The organism is Burkholderia sp. Ac-20345, from assembly GCF_017104825.1.
GTDB lineage: Bacteria > Pseudomonadota > Gammaproteobacteria > Burkholderiales > Burkholderiaceae > Burkholderia > Burkholderia lata_B.
The window spans coordinates 102,063-122,134 of record NZ_JAAGPO010000001.1; the positions used below are offsets into that span (position 1 = coordinate 102,063).

At 66.9% G+C, this 20,072-nt stretch carries 21 protein-coding genes; 9 read left to right on the top strand and 12 right to left on the bottom strand.

Going from position 1 to position 20,072, the window contains the following annotated elements; all coding sequences use genetic code 11:
• Nucleotides 1–57 precede the first annotated feature (57 nt).
• Together G3O06_RS00435 and G3O06_RS00440 are read right to left on the bottom strand one after the other, a co-directional pair.
• Nucleotides 58–477, bottom strand: a complete 420-nt coding sequence (locus tag G3O06_RS00435) for a secondary thiamine-phosphate synthase enzyme YjbQ (RefSeq protein WP_205814511.1) — start codon at nt 475–477, stop codon at nt 58–60.
• A gap of 10 nt (nt 478–487) precedes the next feature.
• Nucleotides 488–814, bottom strand: a complete 327-nt coding sequence (locus G3O06_RS00440) for a thioredoxin family protein (RefSeq protein WP_021160574.1) — start codon at nt 812–814, stop codon at nt 488–490.
• A gap of 228 nt (nt 815–1,042) precedes the next feature.
• Between G3O06_RS00440 and G3O06_RS00445 the strand changes: the two genes are divergently transcribed.
• The 4 genes from G3O06_RS00445 (at nt 1,043) to G3O06_RS00460 (ending at nt 4,101) form a co-directional block, all read left to right on the top strand.
• Nucleotides 1,043–1,768, top strand: coding sequence for a flavin reductase family protein (locus G3O06_RS00445; RefSeq protein ID WP_205814512.1), 726 nt, complete (start codon nt 1,043–1,045; stop codon nt 1,766–1,768).
• Between the two features lie 179 nt (nt 1,769–1,947).
• Entirely contained in the window at nt 1,948–2,280 is a 333-nt protein-coding gene (locus G3O06_RS00450; RefSeq protein WP_174987742.1) for a DUF2322 family protein, read from the top strand.
• A gap of 108 nt (nt 2,281–2,388) precedes the next feature.
• A complete protein-coding gene (locus G3O06_RS00455; RefSeq protein ID WP_205814513.1) occupies nt 2,389–3,258 on the top strand; it encodes a hypothetical protein in 870 nt (289 codons plus the stop codon).
• 210 nt (nt 3,259–3,468) lie between these two features.
• The gene (locus G3O06_RS00460; protein WP_205814514.1) at nt 3,469–4,101 is read left to right on the top strand and encodes a LysE family translocator; all 633 of its coding nucleotides are present in this window, start codon (nt 3,469–3,471) and stop codon (nt 4,099–4,101) included.
• Nucleotides 4,102–4,163: 62 nt separating this feature from the next.
• Here G3O06_RS00460 and G3O06_RS00465 read toward each other — a convergent pair whose 3' ends face one another.
• From G3O06_RS00465 to G3O06_RS00475, 3 genes are all read right to left on the bottom strand, one after another.
• A complete protein-coding gene (locus tag G3O06_RS00465) occupies nt 4,164–4,844 on the bottom strand; it encodes a YebB family permuted papain-like enzyme (RefSeq protein WP_205814515.1) in 681 nt (226 codons plus the stop codon).
• A 137-nt stretch (nt 4,845–4,981) separates the two neighbouring features.
• Nucleotides 4,982–5,551 carry a hypothetical protein gene (locus G3O06_RS00470; RefSeq protein WP_175000228.1) on the bottom strand — a complete coding sequence of 190 codons (570 nt, stop codon included), beginning with the start codon at nt 5,549–5,551 and terminating at the stop codon, nt 4,982–4,984.
• Between the two features lie 228 nt (nt 5,552–5,779).
• On the bottom strand, nt 5,780–6,238 hold the full coding sequence (locus tag G3O06_RS00475; RefSeq protein ID WP_006486309.1) for an Lrp/AsnC family transcriptional regulator: 459 nt from the start codon (nt 6,236–6,238) through the stop codon (nt 5,780–5,782).
• Between the two features lie 124 nt (nt 6,239–6,362).
• On the opposite strand from G3O06_RS00475, the gene G3O06_RS00480 reads away from it, so the two are divergent.
• The 3 genes from G3O06_RS00480 (at nt 6,363) to surE (ending at nt 8,358) form a co-directional block, all read left to right on the top strand.
• Nucleotides 6,363–7,097 carry an AzlC family ABC transporter permease gene (locus G3O06_RS00480; protein WP_059696142.1) on the top strand — a complete coding sequence of 245 codons (735 nt, stop codon included), beginning with the start codon at nt 6,363–6,365 and terminating at the stop codon, nt 7,095–7,097.
• Complete coding sequence (locus tag G3O06_RS00485) at nt 7,090–7,398, top strand: AzlD family protein (protein ID WP_174967999.1); 309 nt, start codon at nt 7,090–7,092, stop codon at nt 7,396–7,398. Before G3O06_RS00480 ends, G3O06_RS00485 begins: the two co-directional genes overlap by 8 nt.
• Nucleotides 7,399–7,578: 180 nt before the next feature.
• Nucleotides 7,579–8,358: a 5'/3'-nucleotidase SurE gene (gene surE, locus G3O06_RS00490; protein ID WP_174939532.1), complete on the top strand. Its 780-nt coding sequence runs from the start codon at nt 7,579–7,581 to the stop codon at nt 8,356–8,358.
• A 221-nt stretch (nt 8,359–8,579) separates the two neighbouring features.
• On the opposite strand, the gene G3O06_RS00495 is transcribed toward surE, so the two are convergent.
• The 3 genes from G3O06_RS00495 to G3O06_RS49600 are packed head-to-tail and all read right to left on the bottom strand — an operon-like array spanning nt 8,580 to nt 10,796.
• On the bottom strand, nt 8,580–9,401 hold the full coding sequence (locus G3O06_RS00495) for an SDR family oxidoreductase (RefSeq protein ID WP_205814516.1): 822 nt from the start codon (nt 9,399–9,401) through the stop codon (nt 8,580–8,582).
• Between the two features lie 14 nt (nt 9,402–9,415).
• Nucleotides 9,416–10,642, bottom strand: a complete 1,227-nt coding sequence (locus G3O06_RS00500; protein WP_205814591.1) for an MFS transporter — start codon at nt 10,640–10,642, stop codon at nt 9,416–9,418.
• 19 nt (nt 10,643–10,661) lie between these two features.
• Complete coding sequence (locus tag G3O06_RS49600; protein WP_277403678.1) at nt 10,662–10,796, bottom strand: hypothetical protein; 135 nt, start codon at nt 10,794–10,796, stop codon at nt 10,662–10,664.
• Between the two features lie 72 nt (nt 10,797–10,868).
• Here G3O06_RS49600 and G3O06_RS00510 point away from each other — a divergent pair, with 72 nt between their 5' ends.
• Nucleotides 10,869–11,543, top strand: a complete 675-nt coding sequence (locus G3O06_RS00510) for a metalloregulator ArsR/SmtB family transcription factor (RefSeq protein WP_205814517.1) — start codon at nt 10,869–10,871, stop codon at nt 11,541–11,543.
• A gap of 63 nt (nt 11,544–11,606) precedes the next feature.
• Here G3O06_RS00510 and G3O06_RS00515 read toward each other — a convergent pair whose 3' ends face one another.
• From G3O06_RS00515 to G3O06_RS00530, 4 genes are all read right to left on the bottom strand, one after another.
• Nucleotides 11,607–14,264, bottom strand: a complete 2,658-nt coding sequence (locus tag G3O06_RS00515; protein ID WP_205814518.1) for a GH92 family glycosyl hydrolase — start codon at nt 14,262–14,264, stop codon at nt 11,607–11,609.
• A 67-nt stretch (nt 14,265–14,331) separates the two neighbouring features.
• Nucleotides 14,332–16,803: a GH92 family glycosyl hydrolase gene (locus tag G3O06_RS00520; protein WP_205814519.1), complete on the bottom strand. Its 2,472-nt coding sequence runs from the start codon at nt 16,801–16,803 to the stop codon at nt 14,332–14,334.
• A gap of 328 nt (nt 16,804–17,131) precedes the next feature.
• Complete coding sequence (locus G3O06_RS00525; protein WP_174950402.1) at nt 17,132–17,599, bottom strand: cupin domain-containing protein; 468 nt, start codon at nt 17,597–17,599, stop codon at nt 17,132–17,134.
• A 119-nt stretch (nt 17,600–17,718) separates the two neighbouring features.
• Nucleotides 17,719–18,942, bottom strand: coding sequence for a Zn-dependent hydrolase (locus tag G3O06_RS00530; RefSeq protein WP_205814520.1), 1,224 nt, complete (start codon nt 18,940–18,942; stop codon nt 17,719–17,721).
• A 144-nt stretch (nt 18,943–19,086) separates the two neighbouring features.
• Here G3O06_RS00530 and G3O06_RS00535 point away from each other — a divergent pair, with 144 nt between their 5' ends.
• A complete protein-coding gene (locus G3O06_RS00535; protein WP_205814521.1) occupies nt 19,087–20,007 on the top strand; it encodes a LysR substrate-binding domain-containing protein in 921 nt (306 codons plus the stop codon).
• Nucleotides 20,008–20,072 lie beyond the last annotated feature (65 nt).

Genomic DNA, 20,072 nt, shown 5'->3' on the forward strand with positions numbered 1-20,072 from the left:
TTGCCGCTTGTTGCCGCTTGTTGCCGCTTGTTGCCGCTTGTTGCCGTGTGTAGCCGCTTACTCGCCGATCAGATGCAGCACGATGTCGCGCCGGTGCGCCGCGCGGCGATGCTCGAACAGGTAGATTCCCTGCCACGTGCCGAGCACCATGCGCCCGTGCTCGACCGGGATCGACAATTGCACCTGCGTGAGCGCCGTGCGCAGGTGCGCCGGCATGTCGTCTGCCCCTTCGGTGTCGTGCTCGTAGCGCGCGGCGTCCTCGGGCGCGAGCGCCGCGAAGTAGCGCTCGATGTCGCGCTGCACCGACGAATCGGCATTCTCCTGGATCAGCAGCGATGCCGACGTATGGCGGCAGAACACGGTGAGCAGGCCCGTGCGGATCGCCTGCTGGTCGACGAATGCGCGCGCCTGCGCCGTGAACTCGACGAGGCCGCTGCCGCGCGTGTCGATGCCGATGTGCGTGATCGCCTGTTGCATCGCCGTGACCTCAGGCCAGCGCGGCGAAGCCGTCGGCTTCGATCTGCTTCGCGTCGGCCGGACGCACGACGCGTGCAACTTCGACACCGTCGCGCAGGAACACCAGCGTCGGCCACAGCTTCACGCCGAACGAGCGGCCGAGCGGGCGGCCCGGGCCATCCTCGATCTTCAGGTGCCGCACGGCGGGATGCGCGGAAAACGACGCCACGATCGCCGGCTGCGCGCCCGCGCAGATCCCGCACCAGTTCGCGCCGAATTCGATGACGGTTGCACCGCCCAGTGCGTCGACTTCCGCGCGCGTCGGCGCGTTGGCGGTGTAGCGTTGCTCGGTATCCATCAGGCCCTCGTGTGCGTTGGCGGAGCGGGGCCGCGCGCACCCGTGCGATCCGGCGGGCGCGGCCTGCGATCTCCTACTGTAGCGGAAAAGCACGCGCGGTGCCGACGGGTTCGGCCGGCGCACACGCGGCCTTCGCGCCCCTTCCGGAATGACACGACAAGATTCGGAGCGCCGCACCGCCGCGACAGGATCAGCATGCGGACTGATCCCTCAACGAAGGCACCGACCATGAATGCTCCGCATTGCGTCACCGAACCGAACATCCTCTATTTCGGCACGCCCGTCGTGCTGGTCAGCACGCTGAACGAGGACGGCACGGCCAATCTCGCGCCGATCTCGTCCGCGTTCTGGCTCGGCTGGCGCGGCGTGATCGGCATCGCCGCCAGTTCGCAGACCACCCGCAACCTGCTGCGCACCGGCGAATGCGTGCTGAACCTGCCGTCGTCGGCGCAGGCGCACGCGGTCGACCGGATCGCGCGTACGACGGGCACCTACCCGGTGCCGGACGGCAAGCGCGCGAAGGGCTACGTGTACGAACCCGACAAGTTCGGCACGGCCGGGCTCACCGCAGCCGCGTCGCAAACCGTCGCGCCCCCGCGTGCGCTCGAATGCCCGGTGCACATGGAAGCGGTCGTCGCGGCCACGCACGGCATCGGTGAAGAAGCGCCCGACGTGCGCGGCCACATCCGCGTGTTCGAGGTGCGCATCCAGCGCGTGCATGTACATCCCGACCTGCTGATGGACGGTCATCCGGACCGCATCGATCCGGACAAGTGGTCGCCGCTGATCATGAGCTTCCAGAAGTTCTACGGCCTCACGCCGCATCAGGTGCACGCATCGCGGCTCGCCGAGATTCCCGAGCGGGCGTATCGCAGCCCCGACATCGAGCGCTCGCGCGACGCGGGCGTGCCGGCCGGCGCGATGGCCGGCGTCACGTCGGACGGCTCGACCTGACGGACCGGCTGCACGGAACGGGGAGGTCGATCGCACAGTTGCGCGCCTGGACGACGCTGGTGAAACACGGCCCGCCGTCGAGGCGCGAGCCGCGCGGCGGCCAGTGCGCAAAGGCCGATCGGATAAGATACGGCCGGCCATGCTCATTGGCCCATGACCGAACCGACGGAGTGTTTTCAGTGATTCAACCGACCCAAGTATTCAAGGACAACCTCGCGCAACTGCCGGCCATCGACGGCGTCGCGCGCATCGATCTCGTCGGCGCGAACGGCGACGTGGTCGCGACCATCGAGAACCAGCCGGGCAAGCAAGGCTCGCTCGCGGTGTACAACTATCTGAAGCAGGCATTCGGCACGCTCGACGCGCAAGCCGCCGAGCACGGCCTCGCGGTGTTCGCCGAACATACGGCCGACGCACGCAACCGCCCGGGCGCGCATCCGAACGTCGATCGCCTGCTGGCGATCGTCGACGGCGGCGAAGCGCTGCGGATCGACGTCGTCGCGAAGGGCTGAATCGCCGGCGGCACGCCGGTGCGCTGCCGGCCGGTGCGCGCGACCGTGACACGCGGGCGAAAAACCGCGATCATCGCGCCCGTATCCCTTTCCCCGGAGACAGCCTGCGTGTCCCGCTTCGTTGCGTTGTCGTTTGCCCGCCGTCTGGCTTCGATCGTGTCGATCGCGGCCGTTACGTGTGCCGCGCTCGGCGGCACGGCCTCGGCCGATCCGCTGCGGACGGCCTCCGATATCGCCGGCGCGTCGCTGGTACCGCTCGGCGTGCTGCCGCACTCGCCGGAGAACGGCTCGCTCGACTCGTTCTGCACGCAATACCGCGCGAAGACCACCACCGCGGCCGGCCGCGAAGTCGCGAAGCGCGACTGGATCGTGACGTCCGAGGCGCCGCTCGGCCGCTACACGGTTGTCACGTTCGCGAGCGGATTCAGTGCCGGCACGAGCGCGATCTGTTTCGCGCGCAACGGCAACATCGGCGTGTTCGACGGCACGACGCTCGTCGCGCTCGGCTACACGGCGCGCAAGGCGGGCTGGCAGTTCGGCATGGCCGACCGGCTGGAAAACGGCGCGCTGCTGATCTGGGGCGGCGACGGCCCGGCTCCGCCCGTCGGCGAATTGCACGAAGAGAACGGCGGCCTGCGCCTGACCCGGGTAGCGGCTGAAAGCGCTTACTGCCAGGGCCGCGCGGTCGTGCCGAACGTGTACGGCAAACCGCTCGACGTCGCACGCCGGATCCTGATCGCGAAAGGCTGGCAACCGCTGCGTCCGCGCGAGAAACCGGATGCGACGGACGGCGCGGCGACGCTCGCGAAGCACGGCATCATCGAAGCCGAAGCGTGTTCAGGTACCGGCATGGGCTATTGCGCGCTGCGCTACCGGAGCGCGGCCGGCGTGCTCGGCGTGACGACGGTCGGCGGCGAGCCGGACAAGCCGTCGGCGAACACCGTGATCGACTATCAGGTGGCCTGCCGCAAGCCTTGAGCCGTGCGGCGATCGTCCGCACAAGGCGCTGCATCGGCGTGTACCGTTGACGCGATATCGAGCATTGTCGGCGCGCCAAGGGCAGCGCACGTGCATTGACGATCGGCCTCGACGGCCTGCCAGATCATCGTCCGTTCGTTCGATTGACCGGCCTCGCGCGCCCTCCTAAACTGACCTCCCTTTTACGCTGCATCCACGAAAGGGACTCCCATGATCGACCTCTCCACGCTCGCGCTGTTTTCCGGCGCGTGTCTCGCGCTGACCGCCACGCCGGGCCCCGACATGCTGCTGATCGCGTCCCGCAGCGTGAGCCAGGGCCGGCGCGCAGGTTTCGCGACACTCGCGGGCATCCAGGCCGGCACCTACTGCCACGCGCTGGCGGCTGCGCTCGGGCTGTCGCAGCTCTTCGTCGCGGTGCCGCTCGCCTATGACGCCGTGCGCTTCGCGGGCGCCGCCTATCTGCTGTATCTCGCGTGGAAGACGTTCCGTTCGGATGCGACCGCACTGTCGCCCGTCGCGTCGCAGCGTCGCCACTCGACCGCGACGATCTTCCGCCAGGGGCTGACGACGAACCTGCTGAATCCGAAGATGGCGCTGTTCGTGCTCGCGCTGTTTCCTCAGTTCGTGCGACCCGAGCACGGTTCGATCGCCGTGCAGATTCTCGTGCTCGCGACGGTGCTGAACCTGATCGGCATCGTCGTGAACGGCGCAGTCATTCTGTCCGCGAGCCGGCTGAGCCAGCGGATCGGCGCGCGCCGCCGCTCGTCGAAGCTGCCGCAGTATCTGCTCGGGTCGGTGTTCGTGGGGCTGGCGGCGCGGTTGGCGGTGGCGGGGCGGAACTGAAGACAGGCATCAGTTGCGCATCACGATTGGAACCGCGCACAGCCTGCTGATACACGCGGGTATCAAGCGCCGTAATCGGCGACCGGCTCGCGCGTATCCGCCACCACCCGCAACGCCTCGCTATCGAGCAAGCTCGCCGGCGTCACCGTGCGGCGGCGCCACGGAATCCGGCCGAAGTACCAGATCTTCCAGAAGCCGAGCGGATGATCGGGATTCCGGCGCAGCAGCATGTCGAAGGTTTCGACATCGCCGAGCACGATCCGCGTCGCATCGCGCACGACTTCGCGCACGAACCGCGAGCAGAACTGCCGGCGCGACGCGAGATTGAACCCCGTGTCGTACACCACGCCGATCCGGCGCATCGCGGCCGCCACGAGCCGGCGCCGCTGCGCGGCATCGAGCGGCTGCTTCAGCCGTGCGATCACGCACGCGCCGCGATCGGAGCGCGCGAGAAACCGCGACATCGTCGTGACGCGCGACAGCGGAAACGTACTCTCCGCGATCATCGGCTCGCCGCCGCGCTCGCCGACCACGATCCCGACGTGATTCGTCCACGAGCGCGTCGCGCTCGCCACTTCGAGGAACGGCCGCACGGTCACGCGGATGAAGACGATGTCGCCGATCTCCGGCTCGATCGGCAACGGCATGTCACGCGGATGGGAAGAACCCACGGAGAAGAAACGCCGCCGGCCCGCTTCGGGCGAGCGGATCATGAGCGGCTGGCAGCCGGTATCGACAACCATACGGACCTCGCGCGAGTGGAGATGGCGCGAGCATGTCAGCAGCTGCCGCGCGCCGCATCCGCTTCTTGCGCGAGGGCGGGTATCCGCGCTGCCGGGTGTCGGATTTCGATACCGGTGCGCGTGCCGCCGCGCTGCCGTCAGCGCGTCGCGCCCAACGCCACGCGCAGTCGCTCCATCAACTGCGTGTAGTGCCGCAGCACGTCGTCCTTCGGCACGACATTCGCGGTCGCGAAACGGTCCGACCACGCCGGTTTCCATTCATACGAGCCGTGCACGCTGCGATCGCCGTCGGGCGCCTGGATCAGCGAGCGGATCCGCGCATCGCGGCCCGGGCCCGTATGCACGTCGAACAGCGCGTGGATGTACGTGTGATACGCGTCGTACACGTCGTCATCGAACAGGTAGCGGTAGATGTGGAACGTGCGATCGAGCTCGCGCTTCGCGCGGATCACATCGTCCGGCGAGATGTCCTTCCAGTAGCCGATCCACGTGTAGAAGCACAGCAGCGCATTGAGCTGCGGCGCGACCGCGTCGTACAGCGCGAGCCGCTTCTCGATCAATCGCTGGTTGGTCCACTGCACGAGTTCGAGCCGCTTCAGCCGGCGCGCGACGAGCCAGCCGAGACACGCGACCGACAACGGCGTCAGCACGCCCAGCACGAGCTTGACGATTTCCAGCGAATTCCACGGATTGTTGATTGGCTGCATGAATGGCCCGACAAGAAGAAACGCATCCGCGCCGGCGCATGACCCGGCGCGCAGCGCCGCCTGCCCGATCGCGTCGACGTTGATCGTTAGTTGCTTGCGCATCGAACGTCGCGTGACGACACAAGCAATAGGTTCGAAGCGGCGTGATTCGTCAGTCTATCGGTCGATTGTCACCGAGCCGTGACCGTTCGTCGACCCGTCGTCGCGTAGTCACGCACGCCGCTCGCGCTAGGTCGGTAGCGCCGACGTGAGCTTGACCTTCTGCATCGGAATGTCGGTCTTCACGCTCAGCACGCCCGGAATGCGCGTGAGGTATTCCATCTGGAAGCGCCGGTAGTCGTCGATGTCGGCCGCGACGACGCGCAGCAGGAAATCGCAATCGCCCGCCATCAGGTGGCATTCGACGACTTCCGGCATCTGCTGGACGGCCTCGGCGAAGCGGTTCACCGATTCCGCGTCCTGCCCCTTCAGCCACACGCGCGTGAAGATCGTCAGCCCCTTGCCGACTTTCGCGGGATTCAGCACGGCCACGTATTTCTCGATCACGCCGGCTTCCTCGAGAAGCCGCACGCGCCGCAGGCACGGCGACGGCGACAGCCCGACCTCGTGCGCGAGCTCCACGTTCTGCATGCGACCGTCGCGCTGGAGCGCGCTCAGGATCCGGCGGTCGATGGCGTCAAGTTTCATTGGCATTCGATTCCAAAAAATTTTCAAATCACGTGTTCAATGCCAAATTCTGAGAAAAATCTGGCCACAACGCAACCCGATTCGAGTCAAAAAAGCAGACAATTCCTCCCCCGAAGGAGGAGTAATGAGCAGTAGCGTTTCAACGTCGTCAGGGCTTCGCGACAAGCCCGCCTATGTCGCCGAGATGGGTCGCGGTTTGCGCGCGGCGCTGCCCGTCATGCTGGGTTTCGTGCCGTTCGCGCTCGTGCTGGGCGCGCAGGCCGCGCAGAAAGGGCTGAGCCTGTTCGAAGTGCCGATGATGACCGGCATGAACTTCGGCGGCGGCTCCGAATTCGCGGCGATCCATCTGTGGACGTCGCCGCCGCACATCGCGCTGATCGTCGCGATGTCGTTCCTCGTGAATTCGCGCCACATCCTGATGGGCGCCGCATTCGAGCCGTATATCCGCCGCCTGCCGCGCCGCCGCGCGTTCTTCGCGCTGTTCTTCATGTGCGACGAAAGCTGGGCGATGTCGCTCGCCGACGCAAGGGCGCGCTCGGCCACGCACATCAGCGTGCCCTATTACGCGGGCATCTGCGTGGGGCTCTACCTGACGTGGATCTCGATGACCACGCTCGGCGCGGCGGTCGGCCCGACGATCGGCAACGTCGAGCAGTACGGCTTCGACATGGCGTTCACGGCCGTGTTTCTGGTGCTGCTGCGCGGGATGTGGAAAGGGATGCGCGCGAGCCGCCCGTGGTTCGTGAGCCTCGTCGTCGCGGCGGCCACGCACCTGGCCGTGCCCGGCGCGTGGTACGTCGCGGCCGGCGCCTGCGCGGGGCTGATCGCCGCGCTGCTGTGGGAGCCGCGCGATGCCTGAGCTTCCGGATTTCAGCACGGTCGCGACGATCGTGCTGATGGCGTCGACCACATATCTGTCGCGCATTCTCGGCTACGTGCTGCTGCGCAACCGCACGCTAAGCCCGCGGATGGCGTCGGTGATGGAGAACGTGCCCGGCTGCGTGCTGATCTCGGTGATCGCGCCGGCCTTCGTGTCGACCCGCCCTGCCGACCTGCTCGCGCTGGCCATGACGCTGCTCGCGGCGACGCGCCTGTCGATCCTGCCGACCGTCATCGTCGGCGTCGTGTCAGCCGGCCTGCTGCGGTACCTGCTCGGCTGATCGGTTCCGAGCCGCCGCGCACGCCGCGGCACGACCACCGACGAACGGGCGCACGATGCGCCCGTTTTCACATCCGCGCCGACCGCGCGACACGACGATCATCACGCGGGAATGCTAGCCTTGTGGCTTGCGCCACGCTGCACTCCCCTCTGATTACCCATCTCCGCGAGGATCGTCCCGATGCAAGAAACCCGCCCGCTGTTCGATCGTGTCCTGCTCACCAACGACGACGGAATCGACGCCCCCGGCCTTGACGTGCTCGAACAGGTTGCCACGCAACTGGCGCGCGAAGTATGGATCGTCGCACCGGCGGAAGACCAGAGCGGCACGTCGCATTCGCTGAGCCTGCACGAACCGCTGCGCGTGCATCGCAAGGGCGAACGCCGCTTCGCGGTGCGCGGCACGCCCGGCGATTGCGTCGCGATCGCGATCAGCCACCTGATGAAGGACGCACGGCCCGACATCGTGCTGTCTGGCGTGAATCGCGGCGGGAACCTCGGCACCGAAACAGTGTTTTCCGGCACGGTGGGTGCCGCGATGACGAGCATGCTGGTTGGCGTGCCGGCCATCGCGCTGAGCCAGGCCTTCACCGATCGCAATGCGGTGCCGTGGGACACGGCACTCGCGCTTGCGCCGGACGTGATTCGCCGGCTCGTTGCGGCCGGCTGGGACAGCGACGCGTGCCTGAACGTGAACTTCCCGCCGCGGCCCGCGCAGGACGTGCGCGGGCTGAAGGTGACGAACCAGGGCGCCGGCACGCTGCAGGGCGTCGAGATCGTGTCGGGGCGCGACCCGCGCGACATCGAGTATCACTGGCTGAAGCTCGCCCGCGCGCCGCGCGACGACGATGCGGATTCGGAGACGGTCGCGCTGGGTGAAGGGTATGTCGCCGTCACGCCGCTGAAGTTCGAGCGCACGCACGATCAGGCGCTCGCGCGGTTGCGGTCGAGCCTCGGCTGATCGCGCAGTCCGGCAAGCAAGCGGTCGCGGCAATCGCGCGTGGTACCTGCGCGCGGTTGCCCGGCTGCATCACTGCATTACCGCTTCGCCGCCTTACCGCCTCACCGCCTCACCGCCTCACCGCTTTACCGCTTTACCGCTTTACCGCTTTACCGCTTTACCGCTTTACCGCTTTACCGCTTTACCGCCCCACCGCTTCATCGAATGACCGAATCGCCACATCACGTCAGATTCATTCCCCCGTCGAGCATCACGACCTCGCCCGTCACGTAATCGGACGCGACGAGCATCGCGACCGTCTGCGCGATGTCGTCCGGTGTCGCCGCGCGGCGCATCGGTGCGCGCTCGCGCCAGAGCTGCTGCGCGTCCGTCCAGTCGGCCGTGAGCGGCGTATCGACGAGCCCCGGCGCGACCGCATTGACGCGAATCGCCGGCGCGAGCGTGCGCGCGAGCAAGCGCGTCGTGTGATTGAGCGCGGCCTTCGCCGCCGCATACGGAATCGATGCGCCCTTCGGCCGAACGCCCGCATGCGAACTGACGTTCACCACGCACCCGGCCCGCCCGTGCGACGCCGCCTCGCGCAATGCAGCCTCGGCCTCGGCGACGAGCCGGAACGGTGCGATCACGTTGATCTCGTGCATCTCGCGCCATACGTCGGGCGTCGCCGCGACGAGGTCGTCATGCGGAATCACGCGGCTGACACCCGCGTTGTTCACGAGCACGTCGAGCCGCCCGTGCACGGCCAGTGCGTCGCGGATCAGCCGCACGCGTTCGGCATCGTCGGCGAGATCGGCCTGCACGTAGGCCGCGCCGAGTTCGCGCGCCATCGCGCGCCCCACGTCGGCCGAGCTGCGCGAATGCAGGATCACCGCATAGCCGTCCGCCGCGAGGCGGCGCGCGATCGCCGCCCCGATTCCCGACGTCGATCCGGTGACGAGCGCGACCGGCCGATGCAGACGCGACGCACGCGGCTCGGCAACGGCTTCGGTTTCAGGTTCCGTTTCGGGAATCGGGGCAGAGATCGGCGGAAGCGGCGCGTCCATATCGGGGAACCCTGTCAGTGGCGTTCCCGCATCATAATCGCGACGACGCCCCCGGACGCGAACGTCACGGCGGCCACCACGAGGATCGCGGCGGCGAAGCCGAAGCGGTCGGCCATCAGGCCGGCCGACAGCGCGCCGATCGCATAGCCGAGATCGCGCCAGAAGCGGTACACGCTCAGCGAGCGCGCCCGCCAGCCGGGCTCGGACGCATCGGACACGGCCGCGATCAGGCTCGGATAGACCATCGCCGTGCCGAGACCGAGCAGCACGCTCGCGACGAGCCACCAGCGGAACTGCCCCGTCAGCGCGGTCAGCGCCAGCCCGGCCGCCTGTACCCACATCCCGGCGACGATCAGCCCCTTACGGCCCCACCGGTCGCTCAGCGGCCCGGTGACGATCTGGCAGCTGCCCCACACGACCGGATAGACGGCCTTCAGGATGCCGATCCGCTCGATGCCGAGCCCGAGCGTCGTGAAGAACAGCGGGAAGATGCCCCAGCTCATCCCGTCGTTGAGGTTGTTGATCATGCCGGCCTGCGATGCCGCGAACAGGTTGCGGTTGCGGAACGACGTCAGCATGAAGACTTCGCGGAACGACAGCGCGGACGCGCCGGCCGGCCGGCCGCTTTCCAGCCGCACATGGTCGCGCGTGTCGCGCACGACGAGGATCGACAGCAGCAGGCCCGCGACCGCGTAGATCACGCCGAGATAGATCGGCGTCGGCCGCAACCCGTAGCGGCTCGCGAGATAGCCGGTCGCAAACGCGGTCGCGCCCACCGCGAAATAGCCGGCGAATTCGTTCAGTCCGACCGCGAGGCCGCGGCTCTTCGGGCCGACGAGGTCGACCTTCATGATCACCGTCATCGACCACGCGAACCCCTGGCTCAACCCGAGCAGCACGTTCGCGGCGATCACCCATTCCCAGTTCGGTGCCGCGATGATCATGAACGGCACGGGCAGGCCGAGCAGCCAGCCGGCGATCAGCACGCGCTTGCGCCCCCACGTGTCCGCGAGCTGGCCCGACACGAGGTTCGCGAACGCCTTGACCAGCCCGAAGCTGACGATGAACGACGTGATCAGCGCGGTCGATTCGAGATGGAACTGCTCGGCGCCGATCAGCGGCACGACGGTGCGCTCGATGCCCACCATCCCGCCGACGAATGCGTTGACCAGCACGAGCAGCGCAAATTGCCGCCAGTTCTCGCGCAGGCCGAGCGCCACTGCGCGCCCGCCGCGCGCCATCGCTACGTTTGCCATCGCGCTAGCCCGCCGCGACGCGCGGACAAGCCCCCCGATCGGCGACCGGTTCGACCACCGCGCCGGTCGCCTTGCCGCCGCAACCGAACAGGTATGAAATGCCTCCCGTATCGGGATGCAGGAATGGTCTGACGATCATCGGATTGCCTCCGTCCAGCGAATGCGATAACATTCAATCAATTTGATGAATGATTGATCAAGGAGAGGCCACGTGTCAAGCACGGGACCCAAGCAAGCGATTTATGCGAGCCTCGCCGAGGTCGCGCAGGCGCTCGGCCATCCGAACCGGCTCGAATTGCTGGAGCACCTCGCGCAACGCGAACGGTCGGTCGAGGAACTGACGGCACTGTCGGGGATGACGTTCGCGAACACGTCGCGGCACCTGCAGATCCTGCGGCGCGCGCGCCTCGTCGATACCGAGCGGCGCGGCAAGCACATCGTGTATCGCCTCGCCGGCGACAGCGAGGTGGTCGTGCTTATGAAGGCGCTCGGCCGCGTGGGCGAACGCAACGTCGCCGAGGTCAACAAGGTGATGGGCGACTACTTCCATGCGCGCGATGCGCTGGAGCCCGTGTCGCGCGACGAACTGACCGCACGGCTCGCGGATGGCCTCGTCACGCTGCTCGACGTACGTCCGCACGACGAATTCGCGCAAGGGCACCTGCCGGGCGCGCTGAACATCCCGCTGTCCGAACTCGATGCGCGCGTGAGCGAGTTGCCGGCCGGGACGGAGATCGTCGCCTACTGCCGCGGCCCGTACTGCGTGTTTGCGGTCGAGGCGGTCGCCACGTTGCGCGCGCGCGGCTTCAAGGCCGCGCGGCTGGAAGACGGATTTCCGGAGTGGAAGGCGGCCGGCCTCGCGGTCGAGACGGGCGCCGCCGGATGAAACAATGCGGCCCGCGTCGATGCGGGCCGCTTGCTGGTGCCTGCCGGTGCCTGCTGCCAGCTGCTACTTGCCGGCCAACGCCAGCGACGGCGCGAGCGCGCTGTTGGGATCCTGTCCGTTCCAGGTGCCGACCCATGCGTCGTTCGGCGTCGACCCCATCACGAAGTCGAGTGTGCCGCCGGCCTTCATCTCGTCGTACGTGATGTACGGCCGATGCAGCGGCGTGCCGTTCAGGCTGACCGACTGGACGTAGCGATTCACCGATGACGGTGCGCCGCCACTCGCCGTGTGCGCAGTCACCTTGAAACGCCGCGTCGCGCCGAACTTCAGGCCCTTTCCGTCCCCGCCTCCCGAGGCGACCGGGATGTCGATCGTCGCTTCCTCGAACAGCGGCGTGCCGAGGTAGAACACGCCGCCCACCGGATTCAGCGAATAGATGCCGAGCGCGGACAGCACGTACCACGCGGACAGCTGCCCGCAATCGTCGTTGCCGGGAATCGCCGAATCGCGCACGCGGCGCGGGTCGGCCACCGCGGCCTTCAGGCTGTCGCCGCTCAAGAGCGCGCGATCGCCGGCGGTCAGCGTCAGCGAGTACATGTCGTCCATCACCGTGCGTACGCGATCCTGCGTCTTCGACGGCATGCCTGCGACGTCGTACAGGTACGGCAGGTGGTTCGCCGGCTCGTTCCCCGCGAAGAACTGGCCGCTGCGGCCGGTCAGGTCCGGAAAGCCCTGGTTGTAGAGGAAGGTCAGCGGGTTGGCCGGATCGAACGTGCGATCGAGCTGCGCGATGAACTGGCTCTTGCCGCCGAGCAACGCAACGAGGCCGGGGAAGTCGTGGAAGATGTTCCACGTATCGACCCACGAATTCGATTCGGAGAAATCCGTCTTCTCCGCGGCCGTCGGGTCGAAGCCCGCCACCCAGTTTCCTTGCGAATCCTTCGGCTGCGCAAACTTCCAGCCGTTGTTCGGCACCGGGTTGAACACGTTCCGGTAGTTCTGGCTGCGTTGCAGGTAGGGCCGGTAGTCGGCCGTGCTCTTGCCGGCCGCCTTGCCGACCGCGGCCGTCGCCCAGTCGTCGAACGAATAGTCCTGCGTGGTCGACACCGATGCGTTGTCGCCCGCGTACACGTAGCCGCTCTGCCGGTACTGGTCGAAGCCGTGTGCGCTCGCACTCTGCGTGGTCGTCAGCGCGGTCCAGATGTCGTCGATGCCCGCGCTCGTCAGGTGCTTCAGGTACGCATCGGCGATCAGCGGGATCGACGGGTGGCCGGCCATCGTGAAGGTTTCCGTCTGCGCCAGCGGCCACACCGGCAGCTCGCCCTTGCCGTTCTGCTTGAACTGCGTGAGCAGCGACTTCACCCAGCCGTCGACGCGCTCGGGCTGCACCAGCGTCATCAGCGGCGACTCGGCGCGGAAGGTGTCCCACAGTGAGAACGTCGACGAATAGTCGAAGCCCGGATTCGCATGCTTGCTCGTGGTCGGCGGCGACGTCGTGCCGTCGTTGGTCGAATCGGTGCCGACGTAGCTGCCGTCCGCATTGTTGTAGACGGTCGGCGCGAGCATCGTGCGGTACAGCGACGTGTAGAACATCGTCCGCTGGTCGGCGCTGCCGCCCTTGATCCGGATCCGGTCAAGCGCGGCGCTCCACACGCGCTCGGCCGCACCGCGCACCTGGTCGAACGACTTCGTGCCGACTTCCGATGCGAGATTGGCCTGCGCATCCGCGATGCTCGACGGCGAGATGCCGACCTTCACCGTGACCGCGCCGCCGCTGTCATTGCCGTCGGCGAACGTCAGGTACGCCTTGAAGCCGTCCGCGCTGAACGCGACGTGCTTCGTATCGAACGGCTTCGAGAAACGCGCGGCGAAATACGTCGGCTTGTTGTTCGCCCAGTTGTTCGTGAACTGCCAGCCGGCGATCGTCTGCGCATCGATGACCTGGATCTTGCCGCTCGCGGTCGAGCCGCCGATCGGGTTGTCGATGCTGACGATCATGCTGCGCTTCTGCGCGGCCGCGCTCGGGAAATACGTGTAGCGATGCACGCCCGCATGCGAAGTCGCCGTCATCTCCGCGAGGATCTTCGCGCCCTGCACGTTCCACGGCGTGTTGCCGCTGCCGACCGGCGCCATCTTCACGCGGTAGTAGCCGGGGCTCGCGGTTTCGTCGTCGTGGCTGAACGACGCGTTATAGGTGATCGACGCATCGGCGGCGACCTTCGCCAGCGTCGCGGTATCCACCGGCGCGAGCGTCGGCAGGAACCGCACTTCGCCGCCCGAGCCGATGCCGGTGCCCGACAGGTGCGTATGCGTGAAGCCGGTGATGAACGGATCGTCGTACTGGTAGCCCGACGTGCGATCCCAGTTCCACGGCAGCGTGTGCGCGCCGCCGGTCGTGTCCGGCCCGAGCTGCACCATCCCGAACGGCACGGTCGCGCCCGGGTACACGTGGCCGTGACCGCGCACGCCGCTGCTCCAGTCCGCGTTGATGTCGAGATTCGCGGTGCCGATCATCGGATCGACGCTGTGCAGCACCGACCGTTTGGTTGCACCACCGTTCCCGTTCTGATCGCCCTGGTCGTTCTGGTTACCTTGATCGTTCTGGTTGCCCTGCGCGTTCGACATCTGCGCGAGCACGCTCGCATCCGTCGAAACCTGATCGCCCCCGCACCCCGACAGCACGGCAAGGCACCCGATACCCACCACATGACGTAGCTTCATCCGTTCGTCCCTCCCTCTCTCTGCGTCGATCCTGTTGGCAAGAACCGCTCGTTGATCTTCGTGACTGTTACGGCGCGCTGGCCGCCTGCGGGAACGACGGCATCGCGGATGCGTCGGTGCCCCACGTCGTGGCGCTCGCGTCGGCCGTCATCGCGTACGACAGCTTCCCGCCCTTCGCGATCTGCTCGAACGGCAGCCACGCGGTCGAGTAAGGTGCGCCGTTCAGCTTCAGCGACTTCACATAGAACGACGCGCTGTCGCCCGAGCCGGCACCCGGCGCGACGATGTGCAGCAGACGGTAGCTGCCGTCCTTCTGCCCGACGCGCACCGTGATCTTCTCGAACTGCGGGCTCGACAGCGCAACGCCGCTCACGCCGGGCACGACCGGATAAAGACCGAGCGCGGCCCACACGTACCAGCCCGAGATCGCGCCGAGATCGTCGTTGCCCGGCAGCCCGGCCGCGCCGGTGCCGAACTCGTTTGCGAGCGACGCATGCAGCACGCGCTGCGTATGCGACGGCGCGCCGGCCCATGCGTAGGCCCACGGCACGGCCATCGTCACTTCGTTGCCGACGTAGAAATACGGCTGTACGGTGCCGATGTTCAGGTGCGTGAAGAACGTGTCGAGCCGCTTGACGACCGGCGCGGCACCGCCCGCCTGCGCGACCACGCCGGCGAGATCGTGCGGCACGTACCACGTGTACTGCTCGGAATTGCCTTCCATGAAACCCGTGCCGTCGGTGACCCATGCGCCGGCCGACGTCTTCGGCTGGATCGCGCCCTGGTCGAACAGGTTTTGCCAGTTGCCGCTCGACTTCAGCAGCGTGCCGGCTGTCGCCGTGTCACCGAGCGCCGTCGCGAAACGCGACACCGCGAAGTCGCGCACCGCATATTCGAGCGTGTTCGAGGCGGTCTGGTTGTCGCCCGAGCCCGACGACGGCACGTAGCCGAGCCGGTCGTAGTCCGCGCGGCTGCCCATCACCGGCGTGCCGGCGCACGCGGCGCCCGGCGCCGTGCTGCTCTTCATGATCGACAGCGCGGCCTGCGTGTCGAAGTTCGTCGCGCCGAACGCATGCGCGTTCGCGACGATGATCGAGCCCGCATCACCGGGCATCACGGCCGTCTCGGTATTGAAGTACGCCCAGCGCGGGAACGCACCGCACGCTTTCGCGTCGAGCACGAGCGACTGCACGATGTCGCTGGTCCGCACCGGGTCGAGCAGCGCCTGCAACTGGATGAACGAGCGGTCGATGTCCCAGCCGGAGAAGTTCGCGTACATCGTGCGGCCTTTCTCGACCTGACGCGTCGGCGCGGCCGGTGCGCCGTTCGACGCATAGAAATCCGGATACTGGCCGTTCACGTCGTTGAACACGTTCGGGTGCAGCGACGCGTGATACAGCGCGGTGTAGAACTTCGTCTTGTCGGCGTCGCTGCCGCCCGTGACCTGGATCGCGTTCAGACGCGCGTTCCACGCGGCGCTCGCCGCGCTGCGCACCTTGTCGAAACGCCAGTTGCGGCTGCCTTGCGCATCCGATTCCGGATTCTCCGCGCGCAGGTTCGCCTTCGCATTCGCTTCACTGACGAACGAGATGCCGAGCTTCATCATCACGTCGGGATGCTTGCGGTCGACATTGAACGTCACGGTCACCGGGCTGTTGTTCGACAGCGCCGGCTTCGCCGCGAACGGCTGGCTGAATTCCGCGTAGTAGTACACGGGCACCGCATGCCCTGCCCAGCAGAACCCGCCGCCCGCGATCGTGCCGGACAACGCGCGGTCGCCGACCTGGCTGATCGTGTCGCGCGTCGAGCCTTGCGCGCGGTTGTTCAGCACGGTCGGATCGATCGCGATCGTCGCCTGCTGGCCCTGCGCGAGTGCCGGATACGTGAAGCGTGCGAAGCCGGTGCGCACCGTCGTCGTCAGTTCGGCCTTGATGCCGTTGCCGAGCGTGACGCCGTAATAACCGGCCTGTGCGGTTTCGTTCGCGTGGCTGAAGCTGGCCGGCGAGCCGGCGTCGCCAGGCGCGAGCTGCGGCATCACGTTCAGGTAGCCGCCGTTCGCCCAGCAGCCGGTGCCGCTCAGGTGCAGGATGCTGAACGCATTGATCGACGTGTCGCCGTACCAGTAGCCGCCGGAGAAGCCGGAGCCGTCGCCCTTGCTGCTGTCGTATTGGGCGGTCGGTGTCATCGGGCTCCACTGCATCATCCCGAACGGCACCGTCGGCCCCGGGAACGTGCCGCCACCGAGGCCCGAGCCGACCGGATCGGCCGGCTGGTCGGTCGCGTAGTCGGTGCCGATCAGCGGATTGACGTATTGCGCGACGCGGCTGTCGGCGTTTTTCCTTGCCGCTTCGTTGCCGTTGCTGTTGTCGTTTTCATTGCTGTTATCGTTGCCGCCGTTGCCGTCCTGGTTGCCTTGCGAATGCGCCGCGGCCGACAGATTCGACGCCGCTACCGACGGCGAATCGCCGTCACCGCCACAGGCAGCCAAGACAACGCTCAGCGCCAGCAGCGCCGTTCCCAACCCCCAGTTCCTCGACATCGCCTGTCTCCGTTTCGCTCTTGAATCAAGCCATTTGTTCGAACTACTGATCTTTAAATCAGGAATCTTTTCGTGACTTGTCGCGTACGCGGTCAATCGGTCGAAACTGCCGGACGCGTGTATTTATTTCCGTACTCGAGTGCCTGGAAAGAGACGCGCCGGCATATGGCAATACCGGCGCCCAGGAACGGACAATGCGCACAAGCGTGCCCAAATAAACGCGTTTTCTCTACCCCGTGTTTTTACGAATTTTTATTTTGTTTATCTAAACAAGAGGTTAATGATTCCGTTTTTATGTGGAATGGGTCATTGAATGAACGATTGGCCATCAAGGCTGTTTCGGCAGATCGACATAGTCTTCGAGTTCGCCGGCGATATAAAGCCGCTTGCCGATTCGCGGGTATTCGCAGACATCGTGTTCGAGCCGCTGCCCGCCGACGAGCAGCTCCAGCGGCGTATCGCCGGTGTTCTGCACCGTATGCGCTTCGCCGCCGCGCGGAAAGCCCAGAAAATCGCCGGGCCCGATTGCATCGGTGCGCTCGCCGATCGTGACCGCGCCCGTACCGGACAGCACGTACACGAACTCTTCTTCGTACAGGTGACGGTGATACTCGGCCGATTCGTGACCGGGCATCAGCGTGAGCAGGTGAACACCGAATTGTGTCAGGCCGGTCAGGTCGCTGAGTTGTCGCTTGAGACGAACGGCATTCGGGTTCAGCGAATGCACCGCGCGCGCCGGTTCCATCTTCGCGATATCGGCGGCCTTCAGCAGTTCCCGGGGAAAGGGGGTCGACATGGGGATCTCGCAAGCGTGAATGCTTCGGTTGAACGCTGCGCCGGCGTGGCGCGCGCAGCGGCCATTGTCCGACATTTTCACGCTTGCAGAGGTGTCGCGAGCCCCACCATCGCACGTAGCTAGCGCGCGCAATCGGCCAGCAGGTTCGCCAGCACCGACGCGCCTTGCGCGAGGTGCACCGGGTCGGCATCTTCCGCTTCGTTGTGGCTCAAGCCGGCCTTGCACGGCACGAACACCATCGCGGATGGCGCGACGTACGACAGGTTCACCGCGTCGTGCCCTGCGCCGCTGCACATCTCCATGTACGGATAGCCGGCGGCAGCCGTGGCCTGCCGCACGCGCTCGATGCATTCCGCATCGAACACCACCGGCTCGTATTCGGCGATCGTCTGCACCTGCACGCTGGTGCCGCGCAGCGCGGTGCGCTCCAGGCAGATCGCTTCGATGTCGGCGACCAGTTGCTGCAACGCCGCCTGCGACGGGTGGCGTACGTCAACGCTGAACCGGACCTTGCCCGGAATCGTGCTCGGCGAATTCGGCTGGCACGCGACATGGCCGACCGTCACGCGCGCATCGGCGTCGAACGTATGGCCGTGCTCGACGATCGCGGCAATCATCGCGGCCGCCACGCCCATCGCGTCACGGCGCACGCTCATCGGCGTCGTGCCCGCATGCGACTCGAAGCCGGTCACCGTGACGTCGAGTTCGTAGATGCCCTGCACGCCCGTCACGACGCCGATCGGCAACCCGGCCTGCTCCAGCACCGGCCCTTGCTCGATATGCGCTTCGAAATACGCTTTCGGCATCTGCCTCTCGCGCGCGGGACCGGCGAAGCCCGTGCGTTCGAGTTCGTCGCGGAGCAGCACGCCCGTCTGCATGCATGGGCGATCCAGTGCGTAGTCGAGATCCAGCGCGCCGGCATAGACGGCCGAGCCCATCATGCCCGGCGTGAAGCGCGACCCCTCTTCATTGGTCCACGCGACGACGTCGATCGGATGCCGCGTCGCGATGCCGTGCTCGTTCAGCGCACGAATCGCCTCGAGGCCCGCCAGCACGCCATAAACGCCATCGAAGCGGCCGCCGAGCGGCTGCGTGTCGAGATGGCTGCCGCACGTCACGGGCGGCAGGCCGGGTTCCGTGCCCGGCCGGCGAGCGAATACGTTGCCGATCGGATCGATGCGGATCTCGCAGCCGGCTGCTTCGCACCACGCGATGAAGCGGCGCCTGCCGAGCGCGTCGTCGTCGCTCAGCGCGAGCCGGCAGCTGCCGCCGTGCGCGGTCGCGCCGATCGCCGCCATCTCCATCAGCGAATTCCACAGCCGTTGCTGGTTAACGAGAATCATCGTGACCGCTCCTGAAAAGCACCGAGCATATACACTCGACCCAATAAGAAAAATCCAAGATTTCGTTGTGGACGATAACTTTTACTTGTCACCCGGCGTTCCGCCCGGCCCCCCCCGCTTCCTTCGCACCCGGATCGGTCATTCATGAAGCTCAAGCAGCTCGATGCGTTTCTCGCGGTCGCCGAGCATCGCACCATTCGCGGCGCGGCGCGCGCGCTCGGCGTCACGCAACCGGCGATCAGCAGCATCGTGCGCGAGCTCGAACAGGAACTCGGCGTGCCGCTCGTCGTGCGCAGCGTGAAGGGGATTGCGCTGACCGATTACGGCAGCGCGTTTGCGGTTCGCGCGCGGCTGATCGTCGAGGAGATCCAGCGCACGCGCGACGAAATCGAGCAATTGCGGCTGGGCACGACCGGCTCGGTATCGATCGCGGTCAGTCCGACCGTCGCGCTGACGCTCCTGCCGCGTGCGTTCTCCGCATTCTCGCGCGACCTGCCCGGCGCGACACTGAACGTCGACGATGCGCTGAACGCGACGGATCTCGCGCGGCTACGCGACGGCTCGCTCGACTTCATCGTCACGCATCAGTTGTCGAACGCGATGCCCGACCCCGACGAATTCGCGAGCATTCCGTTGTTCCGGACGGCGTTCGCGGTCGTCGCGAGAAGCCGGCATCGGCTTGCGCGCGCCCGCTCGCTGCGCGAGCTCGTCGATGCGCAATGGTGCGTGCCGCGCTATGGCGAAGGGGGAGACGATCTGGTGCGTTCGATCTTCATGCCGTTCGGCGTCGACGTGCCGAAGCGGGTGGTCCACTGCCCGTCGTTTGCCGCGACGCTCGGGCTCGTGTCGCAGACGGATGCGCTCGGCGTGTTCGCGCGGCCGCTCGCCGACGTCGAACGCAAGTCACGCGGGATCGTCGCGCTGGATCTTGCCGAGCCGATGCCTGCGTTGACGGTCGCGATCGTGATGCGGCGGCATGCGTTGCTGACGCCGGCCGCGCTGCATTTCATCGAGTGCCTGAAGGTTGCGGCCGCGGCGATCGCGGGCGACGCCGACAGCCGGTGACGGACGTCGGCGACGCGACGGCGCGAACGACATGCGCCGTTTGCACACACACCCCTCCCCGCTGC

Coding starts and splice junctions, on each gene's coding strand:
- G3O06_RS00435 (WP_205814511.1), bottom strand. CDS start 477: ATGCAACAGGCGATCACGCACATCGGCATCGACACGCGCGGCAGCGGC.
- G3O06_RS00440 (WP_021160574.1), bottom strand. CDS start 814: ATGGATACCGAGCAACGCTACACCGCCAACGCGCCGACGCGCGCGGAA.
- G3O06_RS00445 (WP_205814512.1), top strand. CDS start 1,043: ATGAATGCTCCGCATTGCGTCACCGAACCGAACATCCTCTATTTCGGC.
- G3O06_RS00460 (WP_205814514.1), top strand. CDS start 3,469: ATGATCGACCTCTCCACGCTCGCGCTGTTTTCCGGCGCGTGTCTCGCG.
- G3O06_RS00465 (WP_205814515.1), bottom strand. CDS start 4,844: ATGGTTGTCGATACCGGCTGCCAGCCGCTCATGATCCGCTCGCCCGAA.
- G3O06_RS00470 (WP_175000228.1), bottom strand. CDS start 5,551: ATGCAGCCAATCAACAATCCGTGGAATTCGCTGGAAATCGTCAAGCTC.
- G3O06_RS00475 (WP_006486309.1), bottom strand. CDS start 6,238: ATGAAACTTGACGCCATCGACCGCCGGATCCTGAGCGCGCTCCAGCGC.
- G3O06_RS00480 (WP_059696142.1), top strand. CDS start 6,363: ATGAGCAGTAGCGTTTCAACGTCGTCAGGGCTTCGCGACAAGCCCGCC.
- G3O06_RS00485 (WP_174967999.1), top strand. CDS start 7,090: ATGCCTGAGCTTCCGGATTTCAGCACGGTCGCGACGATCGTGCTGATG.
- surE (WP_174939532.1), top strand. CDS start 7,579: ATGCAAGAAACCCGCCCGCTGTTCGATCGTGTCCTGCTCACCAACGAC.
- G3O06_RS00495 (WP_205814516.1), bottom strand. CDS start 9,401: ATGGACGCGCCGCTTCCGCCGATCTCTGCCCCGATTCCCGAAACGGAA.
- G3O06_RS00500 (WP_205814591.1), bottom strand. CDS start 10,642: ATGGCGCGCGGCGGGCGCGCAGTGGCGCTCGGCCTGCGCGAGAACTGG.
- G3O06_RS49600 (WP_277403678.1), bottom strand. CDS start 10,796: ATGATCGTCAGACCATTCCTGCATCCCGATACGGGAGGCATTTCATAC.
- G3O06_RS00515 (WP_205814518.1), bottom strand. CDS start 14,264: ATGAAGCTACGTCATGTGGTGGGTATCGGGTGCCTTGCCGTGCTGTCG.
- G3O06_RS00520 (WP_205814519.1), bottom strand. CDS start 16,803: ATGTCGAGGAACTGGGGGTTGGGAACGGCGCTGCTGGCGCTGAGCGTT.
- G3O06_RS00525 (WP_174950402.1), bottom strand. CDS start 17,599: ATGTCGACCCCCTTTCCCCGGGAACTGCTGAAGGCCGCCGATATCGCG.
- G3O06_RS00530 (WP_205814520.1), bottom strand. CDS start 18,942: ATGATTCTCGTTAACCAGCAACGGCTGTGGAATTCGCTGATGGAGATG.
- G3O06_RS00535 (WP_205814521.1), top strand. CDS start 19,087: ATGAAGCTCAAGCAGCTCGATGCGTTTCTCGCGGTCGCCGAGCATCGC.